Annotated in this window: 17 protein-coding genes; 10 read left to right on the top strand and 7 right to left on the bottom strand. The window is 72.5% G+C overall.

Translation table 11 applies throughout. The annotated features are described in order from the left end of the window. Positions 1-64 precede the first annotated feature (64 nt). Positions 65-1,684, bottom strand: a complete 1,620-nt coding sequence (locus tag ACLB9X_RS04905; protein WP_410358963.1) for an FAD-dependent oxidoreductase — start codon at positions 1,682-1,684, stop codon at positions 65-67. A gap of 165 nt (positions 1,685-1,849) precedes the next feature. Between ACLB9X_RS04905 and ACLB9X_RS04900 the strand changes: the two genes are divergently transcribed. Together ACLB9X_RS04900 and ACLB9X_RS04895 are read left to right on the top strand one after the other, a co-directional pair. Continuing rightward, complete coding sequence (locus ACLB9X_RS04900) at positions 1,850-2,002, top strand: hypothetical protein (protein ID WP_410358962.1); 153 nt, start codon at positions 1,850-1,852, stop codon at positions 2,000-2,002. A 46-nt stretch (positions 2,003-2,048) separates the two neighbouring features. Then, positions 2,049-2,408: a hypothetical protein gene (locus ACLB9X_RS04895; protein WP_410358961.1), complete on the top strand. Its 360-nt coding sequence runs from the start codon at positions 2,049-2,051 to the stop codon at positions 2,406-2,408. Positions 2,409-2,479: 71 nt separating this feature from the next. Here ACLB9X_RS04895 and ACLB9X_RS04890 read toward each other — a convergent pair whose 3' ends face one another. The 4 genes from ACLB9X_RS04890 to ACLB9X_RS04875 all read right to left on the bottom strand — a co-directional run bounded on the left by ACLB9X_RS04890 (position 2,480) and on the right by ACLB9X_RS04875 (position 5,252). Further along, entirely contained in the window at positions 2,480-3,187 is a 708-nt protein-coding gene (locus ACLB9X_RS04890; protein WP_410358960.1) for a DUF6766 family protein, read from the bottom strand. An 87-nt stretch (positions 3,188-3,274) separates the two neighbouring features. Continuing rightward, the gene (locus ACLB9X_RS04885) at positions 3,275-3,688 is read right to left on the bottom strand and encodes a hypothetical protein (RefSeq protein ID WP_410358959.1); all 414 of its coding nucleotides are present in this window, start codon (positions 3,686-3,688) and stop codon (positions 3,275-3,277) included. Between the two features lie 4 nt (positions 3,689-3,692). Further along, on the bottom strand, positions 3,693-4,085 hold the full coding sequence (locus tag ACLB9X_RS04880; RefSeq protein ID WP_410358958.1) for a DUF6479 family protein: 393 nt from the start codon (positions 4,083-4,085) through the stop codon (positions 3,693-3,695). Positions 4,086-4,223: 138 nt separating this feature from the next. Then, positions 4,224-5,252: a LacI family DNA-binding transcriptional regulator gene (locus ACLB9X_RS04875; RefSeq protein WP_410359146.1), complete on the bottom strand. Its 1,029-nt coding sequence runs from the start codon at positions 5,250-5,252 to the stop codon at positions 4,224-4,226. A 400-nt stretch (positions 5,253-5,652) separates the two neighbouring features. On the opposite strand from ACLB9X_RS04875, the gene ACLB9X_RS04870 reads away from it, so the two are divergent. The 6 genes from ACLB9X_RS04870 to ACLB9X_RS04845 are packed head-to-tail and all read left to right on the top strand — an operon-like array spanning position 5,653 to position 15,234. Further along, positions 5,653-6,951: an ABC transporter substrate-binding protein gene (locus ACLB9X_RS04870; RefSeq protein WP_410359145.1), complete on the top strand. Its 1,299-nt coding sequence runs from the start codon at positions 5,653-5,655 to the stop codon at positions 6,949-6,951. Positions 6,952-6,975: 24 nt separating this feature from the next. Beyond that, positions 6,976-7,947 carry a carbohydrate ABC transporter permease gene (locus ACLB9X_RS04865; protein ID WP_410358957.1) on the top strand — a complete coding sequence of 324 codons (972 nt, stop codon included), beginning with the start codon at positions 6,976-6,978 and terminating at the stop codon, positions 7,945-7,947. Continuing rightward, positions 7,944-8,804, top strand: a complete 861-nt coding sequence (locus ACLB9X_RS04860; protein ID WP_410358956.1) for a carbohydrate ABC transporter permease — start codon at positions 7,944-7,946, stop codon at positions 8,802-8,804. The genes ACLB9X_RS04865 and ACLB9X_RS04860 overlap by 4 nt, the downstream gene beginning before the upstream one ends. Positions 8,805-8,840: 36 nt before the next feature. Continuing rightward, positions 8,841-10,124, top strand: coding sequence for a glycoside hydrolase 5 family protein (locus ACLB9X_RS04855; protein ID WP_410358955.1), 1,284 nt, complete (start codon positions 8,841-8,843; stop codon positions 10,122-10,124). Between the two features lie 30 nt (positions 10,125-10,154). Continuing rightward, positions 10,155-12,173: an endo-beta-N-acetylglucosaminidase gene (locus tag ACLB9X_RS04850; RefSeq protein ID WP_410358954.1), complete on the top strand. Its 2,019-nt coding sequence runs from the start codon at positions 10,155-10,157 to the stop codon at positions 12,171-12,173. 28 nt (positions 12,174-12,201) lie between these two features. Next, positions 12,202-15,234 (top strand): alpha-mannosidase, encoded by a 3,033-nt coding sequence (locus ACLB9X_RS04845; protein WP_410358953.1) that lies wholly within the window; start codon positions 12,202-12,204, stop codon positions 15,232-15,234. A gap of 99 nt (positions 15,235-15,333) precedes the next feature. Here ACLB9X_RS04845 and ACLB9X_RS04840 read toward each other — a convergent pair whose 3' ends face one another. Together ACLB9X_RS04840 and ACLB9X_RS04835 are read right to left on the bottom strand one after the other, a co-directional pair. Continuing rightward, the gene (locus tag ACLB9X_RS04840; RefSeq protein ID WP_410359144.1) at positions 15,334-16,707 is read right to left on the bottom strand and encodes a tannase/feruloyl esterase family alpha/beta hydrolase; all 1,374 of its coding nucleotides are present in this window, start codon (positions 16,705-16,707) and stop codon (positions 15,334-15,336) included. Positions 16,708-16,821: 114 nt separating this feature from the next. Beyond that, positions 16,822-18,291: a PHB depolymerase family esterase gene (locus ACLB9X_RS04835; RefSeq protein WP_410358952.1), complete on the bottom strand. Its 1,470-nt coding sequence runs from the start codon at positions 18,289-18,291 to the stop codon at positions 16,822-16,824. 257 nt (positions 18,292-18,548) lie between these two features. Here ACLB9X_RS04835 and ACLB9X_RS04830 point away from each other — a divergent pair, with 257 nt between their 5' ends. Both ACLB9X_RS04830 and ACLB9X_RS04825 read left to right on the top strand, forming a co-directional pair. Continuing rightward, complete coding sequence (locus ACLB9X_RS04830; protein ID WP_410358951.1) at positions 18,549-19,829, top strand: streptophobe family protein; 1,281 nt, start codon at positions 18,549-18,551, stop codon at positions 19,827-19,829. 219 nt (positions 19,830-20,048) lie between these two features. Then, positions 20,049-20,528, top strand: coding sequence for an ATP-binding protein (locus tag ACLB9X_RS04825; protein WP_410359143.1), 480 nt, complete (start codon positions 20,049-20,051; stop codon positions 20,526-20,528). The last annotated feature ends 121 nt before the right edge of the window (positions 20,529-20,649 follow it).

Here is a 20,649-nt window from a genome sequence, read left to right as displayed (position 1 = left end):
GTGGCGGATCGCGCCGTCGCGCTCGCCGAGCGACGTCGAGGACGCGCTGCCCGTGCGGTCCGGCTCAGGGCTGCTCCGTGTCCTCGGTGCCCGGCGCGTGCGGTTCCTCCGTGCCGTCGGCGCCGGTGGTGCCCTCGATGTCGCGCTGTTCGAGCGGGCGTACGGCCGGACCCTGGAGCACCGACCCGTCGACGCCGAACCGGGAGCCGTGGCAGGGGCACTCCCACGTGCGTTCGACTGCGTTGAACGACACCAGACACCCCAGATGGGTGCAGCGGGCCGACACGGCGTGGCACACGCCGGTGTCGTCGCGGTACACGGCGCTGCGCCGCCCGGCGAGCCGGACGACCGCTCCGGTGCCGGGCGGGATGTCGTCGGCCGAGTCCACGTGCGTGGTGCGCAGCCGGTCGCCGACGAAGTGCTGGGCGACCTCGGCCTGCTGGGAGAGCATGGTCGGCGCCTCCCGCAGGGCGCTCCACAGCCGGCGCGGGTCGTACAGCCGCGTCCACGGGGGAGTGACGGCGCAGATCAGATCGGTGATCAGCCGTCCCGCCATGACACCGCTGCTCATGCCCCATCCGCCGAAGCCGGTCGCCACGAAGGTGTGGCGGGCGCCCGGGTGGAAGGCACCGACGAGCGGGACCGAGTCGCTGGGGTCGTTGTCCTGCGCGGCCCAGCGGTAACGCGTCTCGGTCACCGGGAAATGCGTGTGCATCCAGTCGTCCAGCCGGCGGAACCGCTCGGCCGCGTCGGCGGCGCCGGGCGTGAAGGACTCGCCGGTCACGATGAGCAGCCGATGGCCGTCGTCGAGCGGCGCGGTGCGCACCGACCGCTTGGTCCCCTCTTCGCAGATGTACAAGCCGCCCGGATCGCGGTCGGCCGGCACGGGACCGGCCACCACCAGCTCCCGGCGCGGCGACATCCGGGTGAACAGCAGCGCCCGGTCGAAGACGGGGAAGTGGGTCGCCACGACGACGTCGCGTGCGGTGACGGTGTACCCGTTCTCCGTGGTGACCTGGCACGGCGTGCCCTCCCGCAGCCCGGTCACACGCGTGCGCTCATGGACGGCGTTGCCGTACGCCGTCAGGTCCGCGGCCAGCGCGAGCAGGTACTTGCGGGGGTGGAACTGTGCCTGACCGTCGATCCGCACGGCGCAGGCCACCGTGAACGGCAGCCCCGTCGTCTCGACGTACGAGGCGTCCAGGCCGGCCGCCCGCGCCGCCTCCGCCTCGGCGCGCATCGCCGGGCGCTGCGCGCTGTCGCGGGAGTAGGTGTACGCGGGGAGGCGCTCCAGCTCGGAGTCGACACCCAGTTCCGCGCAGATCTCCGCCACGCGCTCGACCGCTTCCTGCTGCGAGCGTGCGTACAGCTCGGCGCCCTCCGCGCCGCGCGTGCGGCGGAGCCGGTCGTACCGCAGCCCGTGCTGGGCGGTGAGCTTCGCGGTCGTGAAGCCGCTGACCCCGGAGGCGATGCGGTCCGCCTCCAGGACGGCGACCGAGCGTCCCGCCCGCGTCAGCTCCCAGGCGGTGCTGAGGCCGGCGATCCCGCCGCCGACCACGACGGCGTCCACCGTGGTGTTCTTGGCCAGTGGCGGATACGACGTGCTGTCCGTGGTACGCAGCCAGTGCGACTCCGTGGTGCGCGGCGGAGAACTGGGGGGCGGGGTGCGGGGGTCGTTCGACATGCCGTGCGAGTGCCCCGGGCGGCGCGGCCGAAGCATCCCCTCCGCGGCCTTTCGCCCGCCCGTCACGACTGCCGCGCCGCGTTCCGGGTACCCGCAGGTCACACGAACGTGAGACACCGTTCCGGCCAGGTCGCCGGTAGCGAGGGAACAGAGGAGGTGTCAGCCGTGGACCCTCACGCCGACACCGAACCGATCAGCAGCGAGATCCCCGAGCACGAACGGGTGCGCACCTGTCTGCCCGCCGTCGTTCTGCAGGGCGCGGAGACGGAGCGGGGCGAGGGCGGCACCGAACTGACCATCGTCCGGGGCGAGGACTGACCGGGCCCCGGGAGAACCGACCTGACTGCGTTGGGAGGCGCGGGCCATGGACGGAGCCGGACTGTCGCAGCGGGAGCGCGCGATACTGGCCGGGATCGAAGAGCACCTGCGGGCCGACGCGCTGCTCGACCGCCGCCTCAGGACCATGCGCCCGGGGCTGTCGTTCACCGAGGCCCGGGGCGTGCTCCGCGGGCGTCTGCTCGCCGTCGGCACCGGTCTCGGGGCGGCCGTGACGGCGGTGCTGCTGGTGATGGCGGCATCGTCCTCGTCGCCCGCCCTGATCTGGGCGTTCGCCGCGACCTGGGTGGTGACGCTGACCGGGTTGGGTCTGCTGGTCTGCCGGTGGTCACGGGGGCTCGCCGCCGGTCACCAGGAGCCGGACCGCCCCGACGGCGGGAAGGACTGAGCCCGGAGCGGTACGGCTCCGGGCCTCGGCGTCAGCCCCTGACACCCGTCGCGCTCGCCAGCCGTCTCGCGTCAGCCCTCGACGCCTGTCGCCTCGTGGGACGACCCCACCGGCTTCGACTCCGGTGAACCCCGCTGGCGGAGATAGACCGACAGGATGACCATCGAGGCCACCGCCAGCAGCTCCGACTGCCAGTTCTGCAGGGTGCGGTCCCAGAAGTCGGCCGACATGACGTACTGGCCCCAGCTCATCGGCGCCTGCAGCCCGCGCAACTGCTCCTCGTTGAAGGCGACCAGGCCCGTGATCGACTGGGCGGCCCACGAGGCGATGAAGATCGTGCCCATGACCAGGCCGAGGGAGCGGGAGTACAGCGCCTGGCGCAGGTCCCCGACGAAGGCCGAACGGGGCGAGTCCGGCCGCGCGAAGGGGCCCATCCGCTGCTCCCGGTCCGATTCCGTGCCCGCCTTGTGGAGCTGCTTGGACTCCGGCGAGCCCAGCTGCAGCAGCCAGACGGTGAGGAAGATGAACAGGAAGAACTGCAGGTACTCCGACTGCCAGTTCTCCGTCACGTCCACCGCGAACCGCGACGAGGCGATGTACTGCCCGAGCCCGATCGGGTGCAGGTGCTCGGCGACGAGCTCGCTGTTGAACTTGGCGTGTCCCGCGAACGCCTGGCCCACCAGCGTGAGCAGGAACGCCGTGCCGAAGAACAGGGTCAGACCGTTCTGCTGCAGGGTCCTGAGGAAGGCGCGGCGCGCGGCGGCTTGCTGGGCGGTCAACGGTGCAGCACCCCCAACGCGATGAAGTACGCGAGCCCCAGCCCCACCACGGCGAGGCAGAGGACGAACAGAAACCGTGTCACCCGCTCATTCCCCCTTCACCTCGCAGCTGTAGGGCAGGCCGCCCGTCCGGGGCTCGCAGCCGGCCGCCGTGATCCGCCAGCCGTCGGGGAAGACGGACAGGAAGAGGGTGTCGTGCCGCAGGACCACCAGGGCCTGACGGCCGTAGACGTCGACACGCTCGACCGCGCCGCCCGCCGGCACCCCGGCGTCGCTCAGCGCCGCGGGGCACGCCGTCTTGGCGGAGTCCTCGAGCTCCGCCACGGTCCCGGGGGCGAGGACGGCGCACGCGCGCTCGGCCTGTCCCGCCTGGAGCGCCGCCTCGAACCGTTGGACGGCACGGGAGGCGGCGCTCTCGCGCTCGGTGACCGACGCGCACCCGCCCAGTACGAGGAGCCCCGCCGCCGCGGCGGCGGGGATCAGGAACGGCCGTCTCGGCACCGGGTCAGCCGCCGTGGCCGCCGCTGCCGAAGGCGCCACCGCTCTGGTCGGAGTCGCGCGGCGGCTCCTTCTCGGGCGCGAGCCTGGACGGCATGTTCCCGTAGCCGTGCAGTTCGTGGGGGGTCAGGCGCCCGGGAGCCTGGTGGCCCTGGGTGGGGTCCACCTCGTCCGGCTCGAGACGGCTCTCGTAGTGGGTCTGGTGCTCGGGCGGAACGGGCTGCTCCTCCCGTGCCGGGGGAGCGTCGCGCCGCCTTCTGGCGCCTACCTGCCAGACGATCCAGACCAGCAGGACCAGCAGGCCGATCACGACAAGGAGGAAGACGATGACCGCCACCGCTCCCTCCTCCGCGGCGAGCACCGTGGCGGCGTCCTGAGCCGTTTGCATGTAAGTGGCCATGACCATCGGGTACCCATTCTGGCTGTCTTATGAGCCAGTATGGACCCGGACGCCCTAATTGATGCCGCGGGGCGGAGCCCCTGTGTCAGGGCCCACGGGATGCGCCGGCTGTGACGGTCCGGTCGGCAGTCGGGGGCGTCAGCCGTGGACAGGAGCCGTGCTCTCGCGTTCGACCGGAGCCGTGCTCTCGCGTTCGATCAGCTCGGGCAGCGGCACCTGCACCGAGCGCGCCGTTCCGCCGTCGAGCAGCGCCGTCAGCTCCTGGGCCGCGATCCGGCCGAAGACGACCGGATCGCGGGAGAGGGCGGTGAGGAAGGGGTGCACCATGCGGCAGAGCACGGAGTCCTCCCACGACACGATCGACACGTCCGCGGGCACGGCCAGGCCCAGGCCCGCCACGACGGCGGCACCGGCGGCGGCCATCACGTCGTTGTCGTAGACCAGCGCCGTTGGCGGGGCCTCGGACGCCAGGACGCGCCGGGTGACGGCGGCGCCCTCCGTGTCCGAGTAGTCCGTGGTCACCGACCGCACCTCCGTCAGACCCCGCCGCTCCGCCTCGTCGCGCAGCGATCGGATGCGCCGGTCGGTGTGGGCCAGCGAGGGCAGCCCCGCGATGTGCACGATGCGGTGGTGGCCCAGCTCGTGCAGCCGGCCCACCACGTGCGCCATGGCGCCGCTGTCGTCGGCCCGCACCTCGGAGAGGTTCGGGTGCCGGTCGGGCAGCCCGCCGATGACGACGCCCGGCAGCCCCAGCTCGTCGAGGAGGGCCGGCCGCGGGTCGTCCGTCCGGGGATCGACCACGAGTACGCCGTCCACTCGGTGCTCGGCCCACCAGCGGCGGTAGACCGCGCACTCGGCGGTCACGTCGTCGACCATCTGGAACAGCAGGCCGAGCTGACGCTCCGCCAGTACCTCCTGGATGCCGGAGATCAGCTGCAGGAAGAAGGAGTCCACGCCGAGCGTGGTCGCAGGGCGGGCCACGACCAGGCCGACGGTCGCCGCGCCTTCCCCCGACAGGGCGCGCGCGGCGGTGCTGGGGCGCCAGCCGAGCTGCGCGGCGACGCGGCGGACGCGGTCGCGGGTGATCTCCGAGACGCCCGGGCGGTCGTTGAGCGCGAAGGACACGGCGCTCTCCGAGACACCGGCCCGCTGCGCGATGTCCTTCATCGTCGGCCGCCGGGCGGGAGTGCGCCTCGGCTGCGGAGTGTCCCCGGCGGACGGGGTGTTGGCAGCCACCCGGACCCCCTTCCCAAGTCTCCGTGCCCGCGGGGGCAGGCCGGTACGCGGGCATCCTATGGGCTGCGCCCGGGCCGGTCACAGCAGGTGCGGGTCGATCACTAAAGCGCTTGAGTCTCACTACTCTAAAGCGCATTAGTCAATCTCGGCAAGAAGGGCACTGGATACCTTCTGACCTGCTCTGATGTCCTCACAGTGGAATTTGTTCGACGAATCTGTTGACTTTCTCCGCCGCCCCCTGCAAGGTCTGCTGGGCGCGCAGCCGGCCGCCGTCTTCGAGCCGGCCGCCGTGTCCCTCATGCGTCTGTGCCGAGCAAAGGAGCCGTTCACCGTGCGCATCAACCGCAGGGCCTTCGCCGCTGCCGCCGTCATCGCCGTCGTCCTGCCGCTGAGTGCCTGCGGCGGCGGTTCCGGTCCGGGCGCGGCCGACGGCTCGGGCAGGATCGAGGGCAAGGTCGAAGGCGAGATCACCTTCCAGACCTGGAACCTCCAGGCCAACTTCAAGGACTACTTCAACGGCCTCATCGCCGAGTTCGAGAAGCAGAATCCGGGCACCGACGTCAAGTGGGTCGACCGGCCGGCCGAGGGCTACGCCGACAAGATCAGCGCCGACGCGGCCGGCGGCACCCTGCCCGACGTCGTCAACGTCTCGCCCGACCTGGTCGCCCCGCTCGCCAAGGCCGGCCTCGCGCTGGACCTCGACAAGGCGGCGCCGCAGTACAAGAAGGAGTACCTGCCGGGCGCCTGGCAGGCCCACGAGGTGCCGGGCGTCGCGGGCACGTACGCCTTCCCCTGGTACCTCAACACCGGTCCGCTCTTCTACAACAAGCGGCTCCTCAAGGAGGCCGGACTCGACCCCGAGAAGCCGCCGACCACCTACGGCGAGGTCTTCGACTACGGCCTGAAGATGGCCGAGAGGAGTAACGGCAAGGTCGCCACCCTCGCGAACGTGCCCACCATCGAGGACTTCGGCCGCTACGGCGTCCCGCTGATGAACCAGGAGGGCACCGGCTTCGCGTTCAACGACCCCAAGGGCGTCGAACTGCTCACCCGCTACAAGGAGTTGTTCGACGCGGGAGCCCTGGACGCCCAGGCCCTGACCGCGACCCCCGAGTCGGCCGGTCACAAGTTCCTCACCGAGTCCGTCGCCATGAACCCCGGCAGCGCGCTCGACCTCGGCAAGTTCAAGAAGGAGGCCCCGAGCCTCTACCGGAACATCGGCATCACCGACCAGATCACCAGCACCGGCAAGGCCAACATGTACGTCATGGGGGTGATGGTCAACGCCCGGACCGAGCGGAAGCCCGCCGCCGTCGCCTTCGCGCACTTCGTGACCGACGCGACCCGCCAGATGGACTTCGCGAAGCAGGTCGCCATCTTCCCGAGCACCGCCGGCTCGCTCGACGACCCGTACTTCACCGAGGAGGACGGCACCGACGAGACCCGGGTGCGGATCGCGGCGGCCAAGTCGCTGAAGACCGCGGTCAATTACACCCCGGTGCTGTTCAGCGAACAGATGAAGACCGAGCTGCGTAACGCCGTCGCCCGCGCCCTGCAAGGGAAGCAGAGCCCCCAGGAAGCGCTTGACAACGCTGTCAAGGCATGTGACCGGCTGCTCGCGCAGAGCTGACCGACCGAGCCGACCGACACCGCCATGAAGACTTCCACCGCCTGTGAGGCGATCTCGTCCGACCCGGCCGCGTCCGGCCCGGCGCCCGGGAGCCCCGGCTCCCCGGAGCGCCGGCCCGGGGGGCCCGTCCGCCGCCATCTGCCGTCCAGCCCCTGGCTGTTCGCGGCGCCCGGCCTGCTCGTCGTCGGCGCGTTCGTCCTCTATCCGTTCCTCAGCACCCTGGTCAACGCGTTCACCGACCGGCGCACGCTCGTCCCCGGCCGGTTCGTGGGTCTCGCCAACTTCCGCGAACTGCTCGACGACGAGATGTTCTGGATCGGCCTGCGCAACAGCACCCTCTACGTCCTCGGTGTCGTGCCCGCGCTGGTGATCCTGCCGCTGCTCCTGGCGATGCTCGTGCAGCGCCACATCCCCGGCATCACCTTCTTCCGATCCGCCTTCTACACCCCGGTCGTCGCCTCCATCGTCGTGGTCGGCCTCATCTGGGTGTGGATGCTGGACGACCGCGGGCTGGTGAACGCCGTGCTGGAGGCGGTGGGCGTCGGCCGGATCGGCTTCCTCAGCGACCAGTGGCTCCTGCTGCTGAGCGCCATGGCCGTCACGGTCTGGAAGGGCCTCGGCTACTACATGATCATTTACCTGGCGGCGCTGGCCGACGTCCCGCGCGAGCTGCACGAGGCCGCCGCCGTCGACGGAGCCGGGCCCGTACGCCGCTTCCTGTCCGTCACCGTCCCCGCCGTCCGCTCCACCATGGTCCTCGTCGGGGCGCTCTCCGCCGTCGCCGCCTTCAAGGTCTTCTCCGAGGTCTATCTGATGGCCGGGCCCGCCGGCGGACCCGCGGGCGAGGACACGACCCTCGTCATGCTCGTCCAGCGCGTCGGCACGGGCCTGTCCGGACGCGTCGGCTACGCCTCCGCCCTCTCCGTCGTGGTCTTCGTCGTCACCGTCGCGCTCATGCTCCTCGTACTGCGCGCCGACCGGAAGGAGGACGCGTGAGCAGCCGGGGCATCACCGACGCCGAGGGCAAGCGCATCCCCGCCGCCCAGCTCCTCCTGCGCTACGTCCTGCTGCTCGCCGTGCTCGCGCTGACCGTCGGGCCGTTCCTGTGGCAGCTGTCCACCTCGCTCAAGGGCCCGCACGAGGACATCTTCAGCTCGCCGCCGCGATTCCTGCCGAGCGACCCGACGTTCGGCAACTACACGCGCGTCGCCGAGACCATCCCCGTGTGGGACTACGCCGTCAACTCGCTCAAGGTCGCCGTCGCCAACGTCGTCACCAACTGCGTCGGCGCCGCCCTCGCCGGCTACGCACTCGCCCGGCTCAGGTACCGCGGCCGCAGGGCGGCCACCCTGGCGTTCGTCCTCGCGATGCTCGTCCCGGTCGAGGGCATCATCATCGCCCAGTTCACCACCATGCGGGACCTCGGTCTCCACAACACCCTGCTCGGTGTGCTGCTGCCCGGCTCGATCGCCGCGCTGAACGTCCTGCTGATGCGCAACGCCTTCCTCAACGTCCCGCAGGAGGTGGAGGACGCCGCGCTCGTCGACGGCGCCAACGTCTGGCAGCGGTTCGTGTGCATCGCGCTGCCGTCGGTCCGGGGCACCCTCGCCGTCGTCGCGATCTTCGCCTTCATGGGCGCCTGGGACGACTTCCTGTGGCCCCTGATCGTGCTCAGCGACCCGGAGAACTTCACCCTCACCATCGGCCTCAACTACCTGCACGGCACCTTCGCCAACGACGAACGGCTCGTCGCGGCGGGCACGATCATCGCCGTGCTGCCGCTGATCGTCCTCTTCGCCTGCCTCCAGCGGTTCTTCTTCCGCGGCGTCGGCGAGGGCGCCGTCAAGGGCTGACCGACACCACGACGAGACTTGGGACACCGCCTCTCCATGAGCTCCGCCCCCCTGCGCTTCGGCGCCAACTACACGCCCAGCGAGGGCTGGTTCCACCACTGGCTCGACTTCGACATCGACGCCGTGTGCGCCGACCTCGACTCCCTCGCCGGCCTCGGCCTCGACCACATCAGGGTCTTCCCGCTCTGGCCGCTGTTCCAGCCCAACCGCACCCTCATCCGTCCGCGCGCCGTCGAGCAGCTCGTGCACCTCGCCGACGCCGCCGCCGAACGCGGCCTCGACGTCAACGTCGACGGACTGCAGGGACACCTGTCCAGCTTCGACTTCCTGCCCGCCTGGACCCGCACCTGGCACCGGCGCAACATCTTCACCGACCCCGATGTCGTCGCCGGACAGGCCGCCTACCTGCGCACCCTCGCCGAAGCCCTCGCCGACCGGCCCAACTTCATCGGCATGACCATCGGCAACGAGATCGCCCAGTTCGCCGCCGGGCCCCACCCCGACCCCGACCGCGTCACGCCCGGGCAGGCCGGCGACTGGCTGGAGCGGCTGCTCGCCGCCTGCGAGGAGGGCGCGCCCGGCCGGATGCACCTGCACGCCGAGTACGACGCCTCCTGGTACCAGGACGACCAGCCCTTCACCCCCGCCCACGCGGCCCGCATCGGCCCCGTCACCGCCGTGCACTCCTGGGTCTTCAACGGCACCGCCCAGCGCCACGGCCGCACCGGCACCGCCACCGAGCACCACGCCGCCTACCTCATCGAACTGTCCAAGGCATGGGCGCTGGACGCCCGCCGGCCCGTATGGCTCCAGGAGGTCGGCGCGCCCGCGCCGCACATCCCGGCCGAGCACACCGCCGCCTTCACCGAGGCCACCGTCGCGAACGCGCTGGACTGCCCGGACGTGTGGGGCGTGACCTGGTGGTGCTCCCACGACGTCTCCCGCTCCCTGGCCGACTTCCCAGAACTCGAGTACAGCCTCGGCCTGCTGACCAACGACCGGCAGGTGAAACCGGCCGGGCAGACCATCGCCGGCATCACCGAGGCATGGCGCGGCCGCGCGCACCGCCCCGCGCCCCGTACGACCGCCCTCGTCGTCGACGCCGGCGACGAGGACACCGCGCCCCGGCGCTCGGTGTGCGCCCCGGGCGGCCCCGTCTTCGAGGCGTTCGCCCGCCTGACCGCCGACGGCGCACGCCCCACCACCGTCCTCGCGAGCCGCGTCGGCGACCGGACGCATCTCGCCATGCGCGGCATCACCGAGGTCGTCACCCCCGAACAGGCCGGCGTCACCCCCGCGCCGGTCAGCACCGCACCGTAAGCCGTCCACGACACGATACGGAGCACCGTCATGACCCCCCGCCTGAGCAGACGAGCCGTCCTCGCGGCATCCGCGGCCGCCGCCCTCACCCCGGTCTCCGTGCCCGGCACGGCCGCCGCCGCGAAGAAGAACGAGCTCGGCGCGCCCTACGCCTCCTACTGGTACCCCGACTCGCTGCCCTCCGGCAGTCCCGGGGACGGCATCACCTGGCGCAGCCTGAAGTCCTGGCGGGCCGAGCAGGACACCGACCTGCCCTTCAACAGGTCCGCCGTCCCGCTCGCGCGCCGGTTCACCCCGACCCCGGTGAACGGCACCGCGCGCGCCGGTCAGGCCCGCATCCAGTCCCTCGTCTCCTTCGCGCCCACGGCGTCCAACCCCTCCCAGGGCGCGCCCACCGCCGACTACTACGCCACCACCCACTGGGGTTACGTCGACGAGCTGGTCTTCTGGGGCGGCTCGTCGGGCGAGGGCCTGATCCTCGCGCCCAACGCGCCCGTCGTGGACGCGGCCCACCGCCACGGCGTACCCGTGCTCGGCAACGTGTTCCTGCCGCCCGTCGCCTACGGCGGTCAACTCCGCTGGACCCGCGACCTAGTGCAGAAGGACGCCTTCGGCCGCTACCCGCTGGCCGCGCAGCTCGTCGCGGTGGCCGTGGCGTACGGCTTCGACGGCTGGTTCGTCAACGCCGAGACGAGCGGCGGCAACCGGGCGCTCGCGACCGACATGCGGGGCTTCCTCGCCGAGCTGAAGCGCCTCGGCACCGCGAAGGGCCTGCGCGTCACCTGGTACGACGCGATGACCGTGGACGGGTCGGTGGACTGGCAGGACGCCCTGAACGACCGCAACCGGCCGTTCTTCGAGGCCGCCGACTCCATGTTCCTCAACTTCAACTGGACGCGCGTCGACCTCACCTCCTCCGGGCAGCTGGCGCAGCGGATGGGCCGCAGCCGGTACGCGCTGTGGGCGGGCGTCGACGTGGAGGCCAGCGGCTGGAACAAGTCCGTCGACTGGGACGCCGTCCTCCCCGAGGACACGGACGACGTCGTCTCGCTGGGCTTCTACCGGCCCGAGTGGACCCTGGGCCATCTGCCGGCCGGCCGCACCCCGGCCCAGTTCCACGCCGCCGACGACCGCTTCTGGAGCGGCCGTTCGCTCGACCCGGCACGGCCGGACACCTCCGACACCTGGCGCGCCCCGGCGCTCGCCGTCGCCGACCGCTCGACGGTCGCCGCCCTGCCGTTCGCGACCACCTTCAACACCGGACACGGCCTGCGCTGGTACGAGGCGGGCCGGGCGGTCTCGGACACCGCGTGGAACCACCTCGGCCTCCAGGACCGCATGCCGTCCCGCCAGTGGGTCGTGCGCACCGAGGGGACCCGGCCGGCGGTCGGGTTCGACTTCGCCGACGCCTGGCACGGCGGCAGCAGCCTCCGGGTCGACGGCGCCCTCGACGCGCCCGCCGTGCTCGACCTGTACGCGACCCGGCTGCCGCTCGCCGCGGACACCGTCGTCGAGCTCACACACCGTGCCGACGCGGGCGAGGTCGCCGTCGAACTGGCCGTCGCCACGGCGGAACCCGCCGGACCGGGCCGGCCCCACCCGTACACCTACCTCCCCGCGGGCACCGCCGGACCCGGCTGGACCACGCGGACCGTACGGCTCACCGGCCTGACCGGGACCGTGCACGCCCTCGGCGTACGGCTCACCGGCAGCGGCGGCCCGGTCGCCTGGCGGCTCGGCGCCCTGGCCGCGCGCGACGCCGGGACCGTACCCCGGCCCGCCGCCCCCACCGCCCTGCGCGTCACCGACGCCTCGGCCGCGGGCCTGCGGTTCACCTGGCGGCCCGCGCCTGGCGCCGTGCGCCACTACACCCTGCACCGCCTGCTGCCCGACGGGACGCGGCGCTTCCTCGGCGCCACCTGCCAGCGGGCCTTCTTCGTCCCCGGCCAGAAGCCCGAACAGGGCGAACGGGCGGCCCGGTTCGAAGCCCGCGCGGTGGGGGAGCTGTACAGCGTGTCCACCGCCGCGACGACCGACCACCCCTGGTAGATCACCACCGACCCCCGGAGCACCCCTCATGCATGACGACCGCACCCTCGTCGAGGCGCGCCTGAGGCGCGTCCTCGACGAACGCATCCGCCCCGCCGTGTACCCCGCGTCCGTGCCGCTCGACGTCGCGGTGTGGAACGCGCCGGGCGAGCCCGTCCCGGTCGCCGAAGGACTCGCCGCGACGCCCGCGCCGATCGCCGTGGGCGACCGGTGGGGTGCTCCGTGGGGCACCAGCTGGTTCACCGTGACCGGGACCGTGCCGGCCGAATGGGCCGGCCGCACGGTCGAGGCGATCCTCGACCTCGGCTTCGACGAGAACATGCCCGGGTTCCAGTGCGAGGGTCTCGTCTACCGCCCCGACGGCACCCCGGTGAAGGGCCTCAACCCGCGCAACCAGTGGGTGCGCGTCGGCGCACCGGTCACCGGCGGTGAAGAGGTCCGGCTGCACCTCGAGGCGGCGTCCAACCCCGTGATCCTGGACTACCACCCCTTCGTGCCGACACCGCTCGGCGACAAGGAGACGGCGGGCAGCGAACCGCAGTACCGGCTCGCCCGCATGGACCTCGCCGTCTTCGACGAGACCGTGTGGCAGCTCGTGCTCGACCTGGAGGTGCTCGGCGAGCTGATGCACGAGCTCCCGGCGGACGGCCCCCGCCGCCACGACATCCTGCGCGCCGTGGGCCGCGCGCTGGACCGCGTCGACCTCCAGGACGTGAACGGCAGCGCCGCCGCCGCCCGCGCCGAGCTCGCCGGAGTGCTCGCCACCCCGGCCGAGCCCTCCGCGCACCGCATCAGCGCCGTGGGCCACGCCCACATCGACTCGGCGTGGCTGTGGCCGCTGCGCGAGACGGTCCGCAAGGTGGCCCGTACGACGTCCAACATGACGGCACTGCTGGAGGACGAGCCGGACTTCGTCTTCGCCATGTCGCAGGCGCAGCAGTTCGCCTGGATCAAGGACCACCGGCCCGAGGTCTACGCCAAGATCAAGAAGGCGGTCTCGGACGGCCGGTTCGTGCCGGCCGGCGGCATGTGGGTCGAGTCCGACACCAACATGCCCGGCTCGGAGGCCATGGCACGGCAATTCGTGCACGGCAAGCGGTTCTTCCTCGACGAGTTCGGCGTCGAGAACGACGAGGCATGGCTGCCGGACACCTTCGGCTTCGCGGCCGGGCTGCCCCAGATCATCAAGGCAGCGGGCTCCAAGTGGCTGCTCACCCAGAAGATCTCGTGGTCGCAGACCAACACCTTCCCCCACCACACCTTCCTGTGGGAGGGCATCGACGGCACCCGCATCTTCACGCACTTCCCGCCCGTCGACACCTACAACTGCTCGATGAAGGGCAGCGAGATCGCCCACGCGGCCAAGAACTTCAAGGACAAGGGCGCAGCGAGGCACTCGCTCGCGCCGACCGGCTGGGGCGACGGGGGCGGCGGCACCACCCGCGAGATGGTCGCCAAGGCGGCCCGGCTGCGCGACCTCGAAGGGTCGGCCACCGTGACGTGGGAGACCCCCGCGGAGTTCTTCGCCAAGGCCGAGGCGGAGTATCCCGCTCCGCCCGTGTGGGTGGGCGAACTCTACCTGGAGCTGCACCGCGCCACCCTGACCAGTCAGGCGAAGACCAAGCAGGGCAACCGGCGCAGCGAGCACCTGCTGCGGGAGGCCGAGCTGTGGGCGTCGACCGCCGCCGTACGGACCGGATTCACCTACCCTTACGAGCAGTTGGACCGCATCTGGAAGACCGTCCTGCTGCACCAGTTCCACGACATCCTGCCCGGCTCGTCCATCGCCTGGGTGCACCGCGAGGCGGAGAAGACCTACGCGGCCGTCGCAAAGGAGCTGAACGGCATCGTCGACGCGGCCCAGCGGGCTCTCGCCGGGGACCCGGCGGCCGGCGGCGAGCTCGTCTTCAACGCCGCCCCGCACGAGCGCCACGGTGTCCCGGCCGGCGGCGCGGCGGCACCCGCCACCGACGGCACCGCGACGCTGACCGAACGCGACGGCGGCGGCTTCGTCCTCGACAACGGCCTGCTGCGGGTGGAGATCGACGCCCACGGCCTGATCGTCTCCGCGTACGACATCGCCGCCGAGCGCGAGACGGTCGCCCCCGGCCAGGCGGCCAACCTGCTCCAGATCCACCCCGACTTCCCGAACATGTGGGACGCCTGGGACGTCGACGCGTTCTACCGCAACACGGTCACCGACCTGACCGACACCGACGACGTGTCCCCGGTCGACGCCGGCGCGTCCGCAGCCGTGCGTGTCGTCCGCAGCTTCGGCGCGTCGAAGGTCACGCAGGTGCTCACGCTCACGCCGGGGGCGAAGCGCCTCGACATCGACACCGAGGCCGACTGGCACGAGACGGAGAAGTTCCTCAAGGCGTCCTTCCCGCTCGACATCCACGCCGAGCGGTACGCATCGGAGACCCAGTTCGGCCACTTCCACCGGGCCACCCACACCAACACCAGCTGGGAGGCCGCCAAGTTCGAGGCGTGCAACCACCGCTTCGTCCACATGGCGGAACCGGGCTGGGGCGTCGCACTCGTCAACGACTCCACGTACGGCCACGACGTGACCCGCACCGTCCGCGCGGCCGACTCCGGCACCACGACCACCCTGCGCATGTCCCTGCTGCGCGCGCCCCGCTTCCCCGACCCGGAGACCGACCAGGGCGTGCACCGCTTCCGCCACGCCCTCGTGCCGGGCGCGTCGATCGGCGACGCCGTCCGCGAGGGCTACCGCATCAACCTGCCCGAGCGGCGCGTCGCGGGTGACTCCGAGGTCGCACCGCTGGTCACCGTCGACAACGACGCCGTTGTCGTCAGCGCCGTGAAGCTCGCCGACGACGGCAGCGGCGACGTCGTGGTGCGGGTGTACGAGTCGGCGGGCGGCCGCGCGAGGGCGCGGATCGTCCCGGGCTTCACGGTGAGCTCGGTCACGACGACGGACCTGCTGGAGCGCCCGCTCCCCGACACGCGGCGGTACGAACTGGCGGAGGGCGCAGTGCGGTTGCACCTGCGCCCGTTCGAGCTCGTGACGCTGCGGCTGACGCGCGGCGCCTGACAGCCGCGCGCACGGCCCGCCGCCTCGCGCTCCCAAGGAGCCGTGAGGCGGCGGGCCTGAGCGCAGACGGACCGGCAGGCTACGCCGAACAGGCCCTTGTCACCCGTCCAGCGAACAGCGGCTCAGCAGATCGCGTCCGTCGCCCTCGCCTGACCTCGGCAGCGGAACGGTACGGCTGGGCGCGGGCGGCCTGCCCTCGCCGATCCAGTCCTCCAGAGCCGTGAACGCCGAGCGGTGGCAGGGTGTCAGGGGCCGCAGCCGGTCCGGGAAGGCGTCGTAGAGCGAGTCCACATGCGTGCCGCCCTCGACGCGGTAGTAACGCAGCAGCTTCCCGCGGCCCGCGTCGCGGACCATCCGCGCGTACACGTCGGAGTCCTTCGCGATGGGCAGCAGCACGTCGAGCGTGCCGTGCAGCGTGATCATCGGCTTGCCGATCCGCCCGGTCAGCGCGATCCGTTCGACCGCGTCGGACACCTCGCGGGGCCGCTCCCCGTACACGTAGTCGGCGTCGCACGCGGGCGTGCCGGGGGCGCAGAACGGGGTCCCGGCCTCCGTCGCACCGTCGAAGTGCGGATCGAGCTCCTCGCGGTAGATGCGCTGCGTCAGGTCCCAGTAGTGCCGGTGGTGGAACGCCCACAGGAACTCCGACCCCGCCGGGTATCCGGCCGCCAGCATCTCGCGGTGCGCCCGCTCGGCCCCCTGGCCGCCCGTCGCGTACACGGGATAGCCGCGCAGCGCCGGCGGCAGGAACGTGAGCAGGTTCGGGCCCTCGGCACGCCAGAGATTGCCCTCCCAGTCCACCCCGCCGTCGTACAGCTCCGGATGGTTCTCCAGCTGCCAGCGCACCAGGTAGCCGCCGTTGGACATGCCCGTGGCCAGGGTGCGCGACGGCGGCCGGTGGTAGCGCTGGGCGACGACCGCGCGGGCCGCCCGGGTCAGCTGGGTGACCCGCTCGTTCCACTCGGCGATCGCCTCGCCGGGCCGGTCGCCGTCACGGTGGAACGCCACGCCGGTGTTGCCCTTGTCCGTCGCGGCGAACGCGTAGCCGCGGGACAGCACCCAGTCCGATATGGCCCGGTCGTTGGCGTACTGCTCCCGCACACCCGGCGAACCGGCCACGACCAGACCGCCGTTCCAGCGGTCGGGCAGCCGGACGACGAACTGGGCGTCGTGGTTCCAGCCGTGACTGGTGTTGCCCGTCGAGTCGTCGGGGAACCAGCCGTCGATCTGGATGCCCGGCACACCGCTCGGCGTGGTCAGGCCCGCGGGAGTGAGCCCGGCCCAGTCCGCCTGGTCGGTGTGGCCGGAGGCGATGGTGCCGGCCGTCGTCAACTCACCCAGACACGCAACCTCCTGGTGGCCGGCGCCCGGCACGCGCAGGGCGCCCATCCGGGCGCAGTGCCCGCCGCCGGAGTCCGGGGCGGCCGCGGCCGGGACGGCGACGGACCCGACGAGCAGGGCGGTCAGGGCCATCGCGCGCGCGGCCCGGTGGGACAGCGCGTGCGCACGGCGGCTCGGGCGGACGGATGCGGTGCGTGGCGGCGGGGCGGACAGCACGGACGGGCCTCCTGGGGTCGGGGGAGCGGGTCAGGGACAGGAGCCGTCGGCGACGACGAAGTAGCCGGCCGGCGACTCCTGGAGCGTGTGGGTGACGAACGTGTTGTTGAGGCCCATGTACTGGCCGGATCCCCTGGCGTAGGCGTAGCCACCTGCGGTGGTCGCCCGGCCCGCCTGGACGTGCGCGTAGTTGCTGCTCGTCCAGCAGGCAGCGGCCTGCCCCGTGGTCGTCGCCGTGACCGCGCCGGAGCGGGCGCCCTCGACTCCCTGCGCGTCGCGCGCGGCCACGCTGTAGGCGTACGCGGAGCCGGCGGCCAGACCCGTGTCGGTGTACGAGGTTCCGGCGGGAGCGGCGATCCGGACGCCGTCGCGGTACAGGGCGTACCCGACCGCCCCGTCGACCGCGTCCCAGCGCAGGGACACCGAGCTGTCGTCGGCTCCCGTGGCCGCGAGCCCGTCCGGTGCGGGCAGACCGCCCGGGTCCGGATCGCCGCCGCCCGTCAGACCGAAGAACTCGCTCACCCACAGGCTGGAGCAGATCGAGTCGATGAAGTGCGGTGTGCCGGTCGCGCCGCACTGCTGGGGGCCGTCGCCCGGATCCACCGGCGTGCCGTGCCCGGTCGACGGCACCCGGTCCACCTCGACGGCGACCTCACCGCCGTCCAGGTACTGCTCGCGCCGCGTCCCGTTCGGCCCGATGACGCCGGTCCGGTCGGGGACCTGGCCGAGCCCGTGCACGGCCGTCCACTGGTCCCTGAGTTCACCGGCGTTCACCGGGGCGACCGTGGTGTCGTCGTCCCCGTGCCAGATCGCCACCCGCGGCCACGGCCCGGTGTACACCGGGTATGCGTCGCGCACCCGCTGGGCCCACGCCGCGGGCGTCCGGTCCGTGCCGGGGCTCATGCAGGTGAACGGTCCCGTGTCCCTCGTGCAGTCGTACGGGATGCCGGCGATCACCGCGCCCGCCTCGAACACGTCCGGGTAGGCGGCGAGCATGACCGCGGTCATCGCGCCGCCGGCCGACAGCCCGGTGACGAACGTGCGGGACGGGTCGGCGCCGAAGGCGCTCTCGGCGTGCGCGACCATCTGCCGGACGGAGGCGGCCTCGCCCTGCCCGCGGCGGTTGTCCGCCGCCTGGAACCAGTTGAAGCAGCTGTTCGGGTTGTTCGACACCGCCGTCTGGGGCAGCACCAGCAGGAAGCCGTGGCGGTCGGCGAAGGCGGCGAGGCCCGAGTTGTCGGCGTAGACCTGGGCGCTCTGCGTACAGCCGTGCAGGGCTACGACGACCGCGGGCGCGGCCGGGAGGGAGGCGGGCCGGTGGACGTACATCGCCAGATTGCCCGGGTTGCCGCCGAAACCGGTGACGCGTTCCAGGGGGACGGCCGCGTGCGCGGCGGGAACGGGAACGGCCGACAGCCACCCGAGCAGCACGGCGAGCACCGCGACCAGCCGTCCGGCGGACAACGGGCCCCGCGTTCGAGGAGTCTTGTGCGGCGACATCCGGACCTCCCGCGGTCGGTGATGCCGCTCACCGTAGAAACGGCCGCACGCGGGAGGAATGGTGAGGCGGCCCATAGCCCGGCTCGCCGCCGACGGCTCACCGCCCCTTGCGCCGGGCCCAGTTGTGCGCTATCGATCCCCTGGCCGGGTGGTGCCACTCGGCCGAAGGTGTGAGACACCTCGGCCACATCGGGCCACGGGTGCGCGGTCGGCCCACCCGGGGCGCGCGGCGGTCCGGGCCTGCTTAGCGTGGCAGCGTGAGTCAGCAAGCAACGACGAAGCCGGCCGGCACGGCCCGCGCTGCCCACGGCTGGCCCCACGCGCTCCTGGCCGTTGTCGCCGCTCTCGTGGCCATGGCCGTCACCGCCGCGCTCGGGCTGTGGGCGGCCGGTGCGGCCGACCTGCCCGACGGCGCCTTCGTCGACGTCCTGGCGGCCACGGTCGTCATGGCCGTCGGCGGCTCCGTCGAGATCTTCGGCGAGGCCGGGTCGATCGCCGAGACGGACGCCTCCCTCACGGCCGTGCCCCTGTCCGTGACGGTCGTCGGGGCCCTCACCATGGCCGCCGGGTTTCTGCGGCCACTGCGCCACCGGGCCGTCGCCTCCGCGCCCGAACTCGCGGGCTGGGCCCTGCGGTTCGCCGTGTTCTGGCTCCTCGCACTCGTCGGTCTCGCCTTACTGGCCCGCCACACCTTCACCATCGCGTTCGAGGACCCCACGGGCGGCCTGATCGAGGACGCCTTCGACCTCACCCCCCGCGTCGGCTTCCGCGCCGAGGTGCCGCAGACCCTGGTCATCGGACTGCTGTGGCTCCTGGGCGTACTCGCCCTGGCCCTGCTCGTCTCCCGCGGCGCGCCCCTGCCCGCCCGTCTGCTGCGCTTCCAGGAAGCCGTGCGCCCCGCCGCGTACGCCGTGGTCGCCCTGCTGCTCGCCACCCTCGCCATCGGCATCGTCATCGGCCTCGTCGTCGCCGCGACCCGGGGCCACCCGGCCGACACCTTCGCCCTGATCCTCCTCGGGCTGCCGAACCTGATGTGGCTGGCGTTGACGATCGGCCTCGGCGGCTCGTGGGAGGGCACCGTGCAGGGCCCGTTCGGGCTGCCGATGCCGGGACTCCTGGACGAGGTGCTGCGCAACGGGGACGTCGCCACCCTGGACCTCGGTGTGCTCACCGAACGCGACGGCCGGGCCTGGTGGCTGCTCGTCGGCGCCGCGGTGCTCGTCCTGGCCGCCGCCGTCCTCATGGCGGTGCGCTCACCGGCCCGGACGCGGCCCGCCGAGCACGCCCTGCACATGGCCGTCGCGCTCGCGCTCACGGTCCTGAGCGTCTGCCTGCTCGTGCGCCTCACCGCGCACTTCGGTCTGTCCGTCATCGGCCTCGGTGACCTCGGCGGCGACCTCGCGGGCGAGGTGTTCCTGCGGCCCCACCTCTGGCAGTCGGTCGGGCTGGGCGCCGGCTGGGGGCTCGTCGCCGGGTTCGCCGGGGGCCTGCTCGCCTCGCGACTCCCGCGTCGCGGCGAGGTCCCGGCCGAGCGGTGAACGAGCGTTCGACGCGCACGCCCGCGGGTGCGCTCGGGCGTCGTTGCGCCGGGCGGGCGCCCGCCGCGCGTGTTGCGGGTTGCACCGGCTGCAGGCACCCTGATGGTGACCCATAAGCGACAATGGCTCACTCTTCGTACTCGGGGGCCAACCTGCGAATGAGGGCCGTCGCGGTGAGGAGCCACGGACATGAATGTTCCGGTTGCCTGCGACTACAGAATGGAAGTGGCGGCATCGTCAGAGCGCATTCCCCAGATCCGGCGCATTCTCGCGGCGCATCTGAGGTACTGGAGCCTTGAGCACCACGTGCATCCCGTCTGCAGCGCCGTCGACGAGCTCGTCGACAACGTCGTGCAGCACGTCAGCGGCGACAAGACCTGCGTGGTCGAACTGCGCTGGACCGGTCGCCGGCTGATCGCGTCCGTCTCGGACCGGGACCGGCGCCTGCCGCCGGTGCGGACCTCCTCCCCGTCGCGGGGAGGGCTCGCCAAGGTCGCCAGGCTCAGCGACAGCTGGGGGACGTGCGGCACCGAGGAGGGCAAGGTCATCTGGTTCAGCAGGCGGGTCAAGGAGGCCGAGCGGATCCTGACCGGCCCCCGTGCCCCGAGGCGGCCCGTCGTCGAGTTCAAGCCGCTGCCGCTGGCCCTGCCCGTGCACCGGTCCGACGCGCCTGCCTTCGAGGTGGAAGCCGTGCGGTGACACGTCCGCGGTCCCTCACCGGCGCGCGTGCGGTGCACGCGCGCTCCGGCGACGGGCCGACGGACGCCGACATGCCGTCACGCCGGTCACTTTGCGCCATACGCCCTCGCATGCGAATTCC

Source organism: Streptomyces sp. 5K101, assembly GCF_046506645.1.
Taxonomy (GTDB): Bacteria; Actinomycetota; Actinomycetes; order Streptomycetales; family Streptomycetaceae; genus Streptomyces.
The sequence above is the reverse complement of the archived record's forward strand: the minus strand, read 5'-3'. Positions and strand labels throughout refer to the sequence as shown.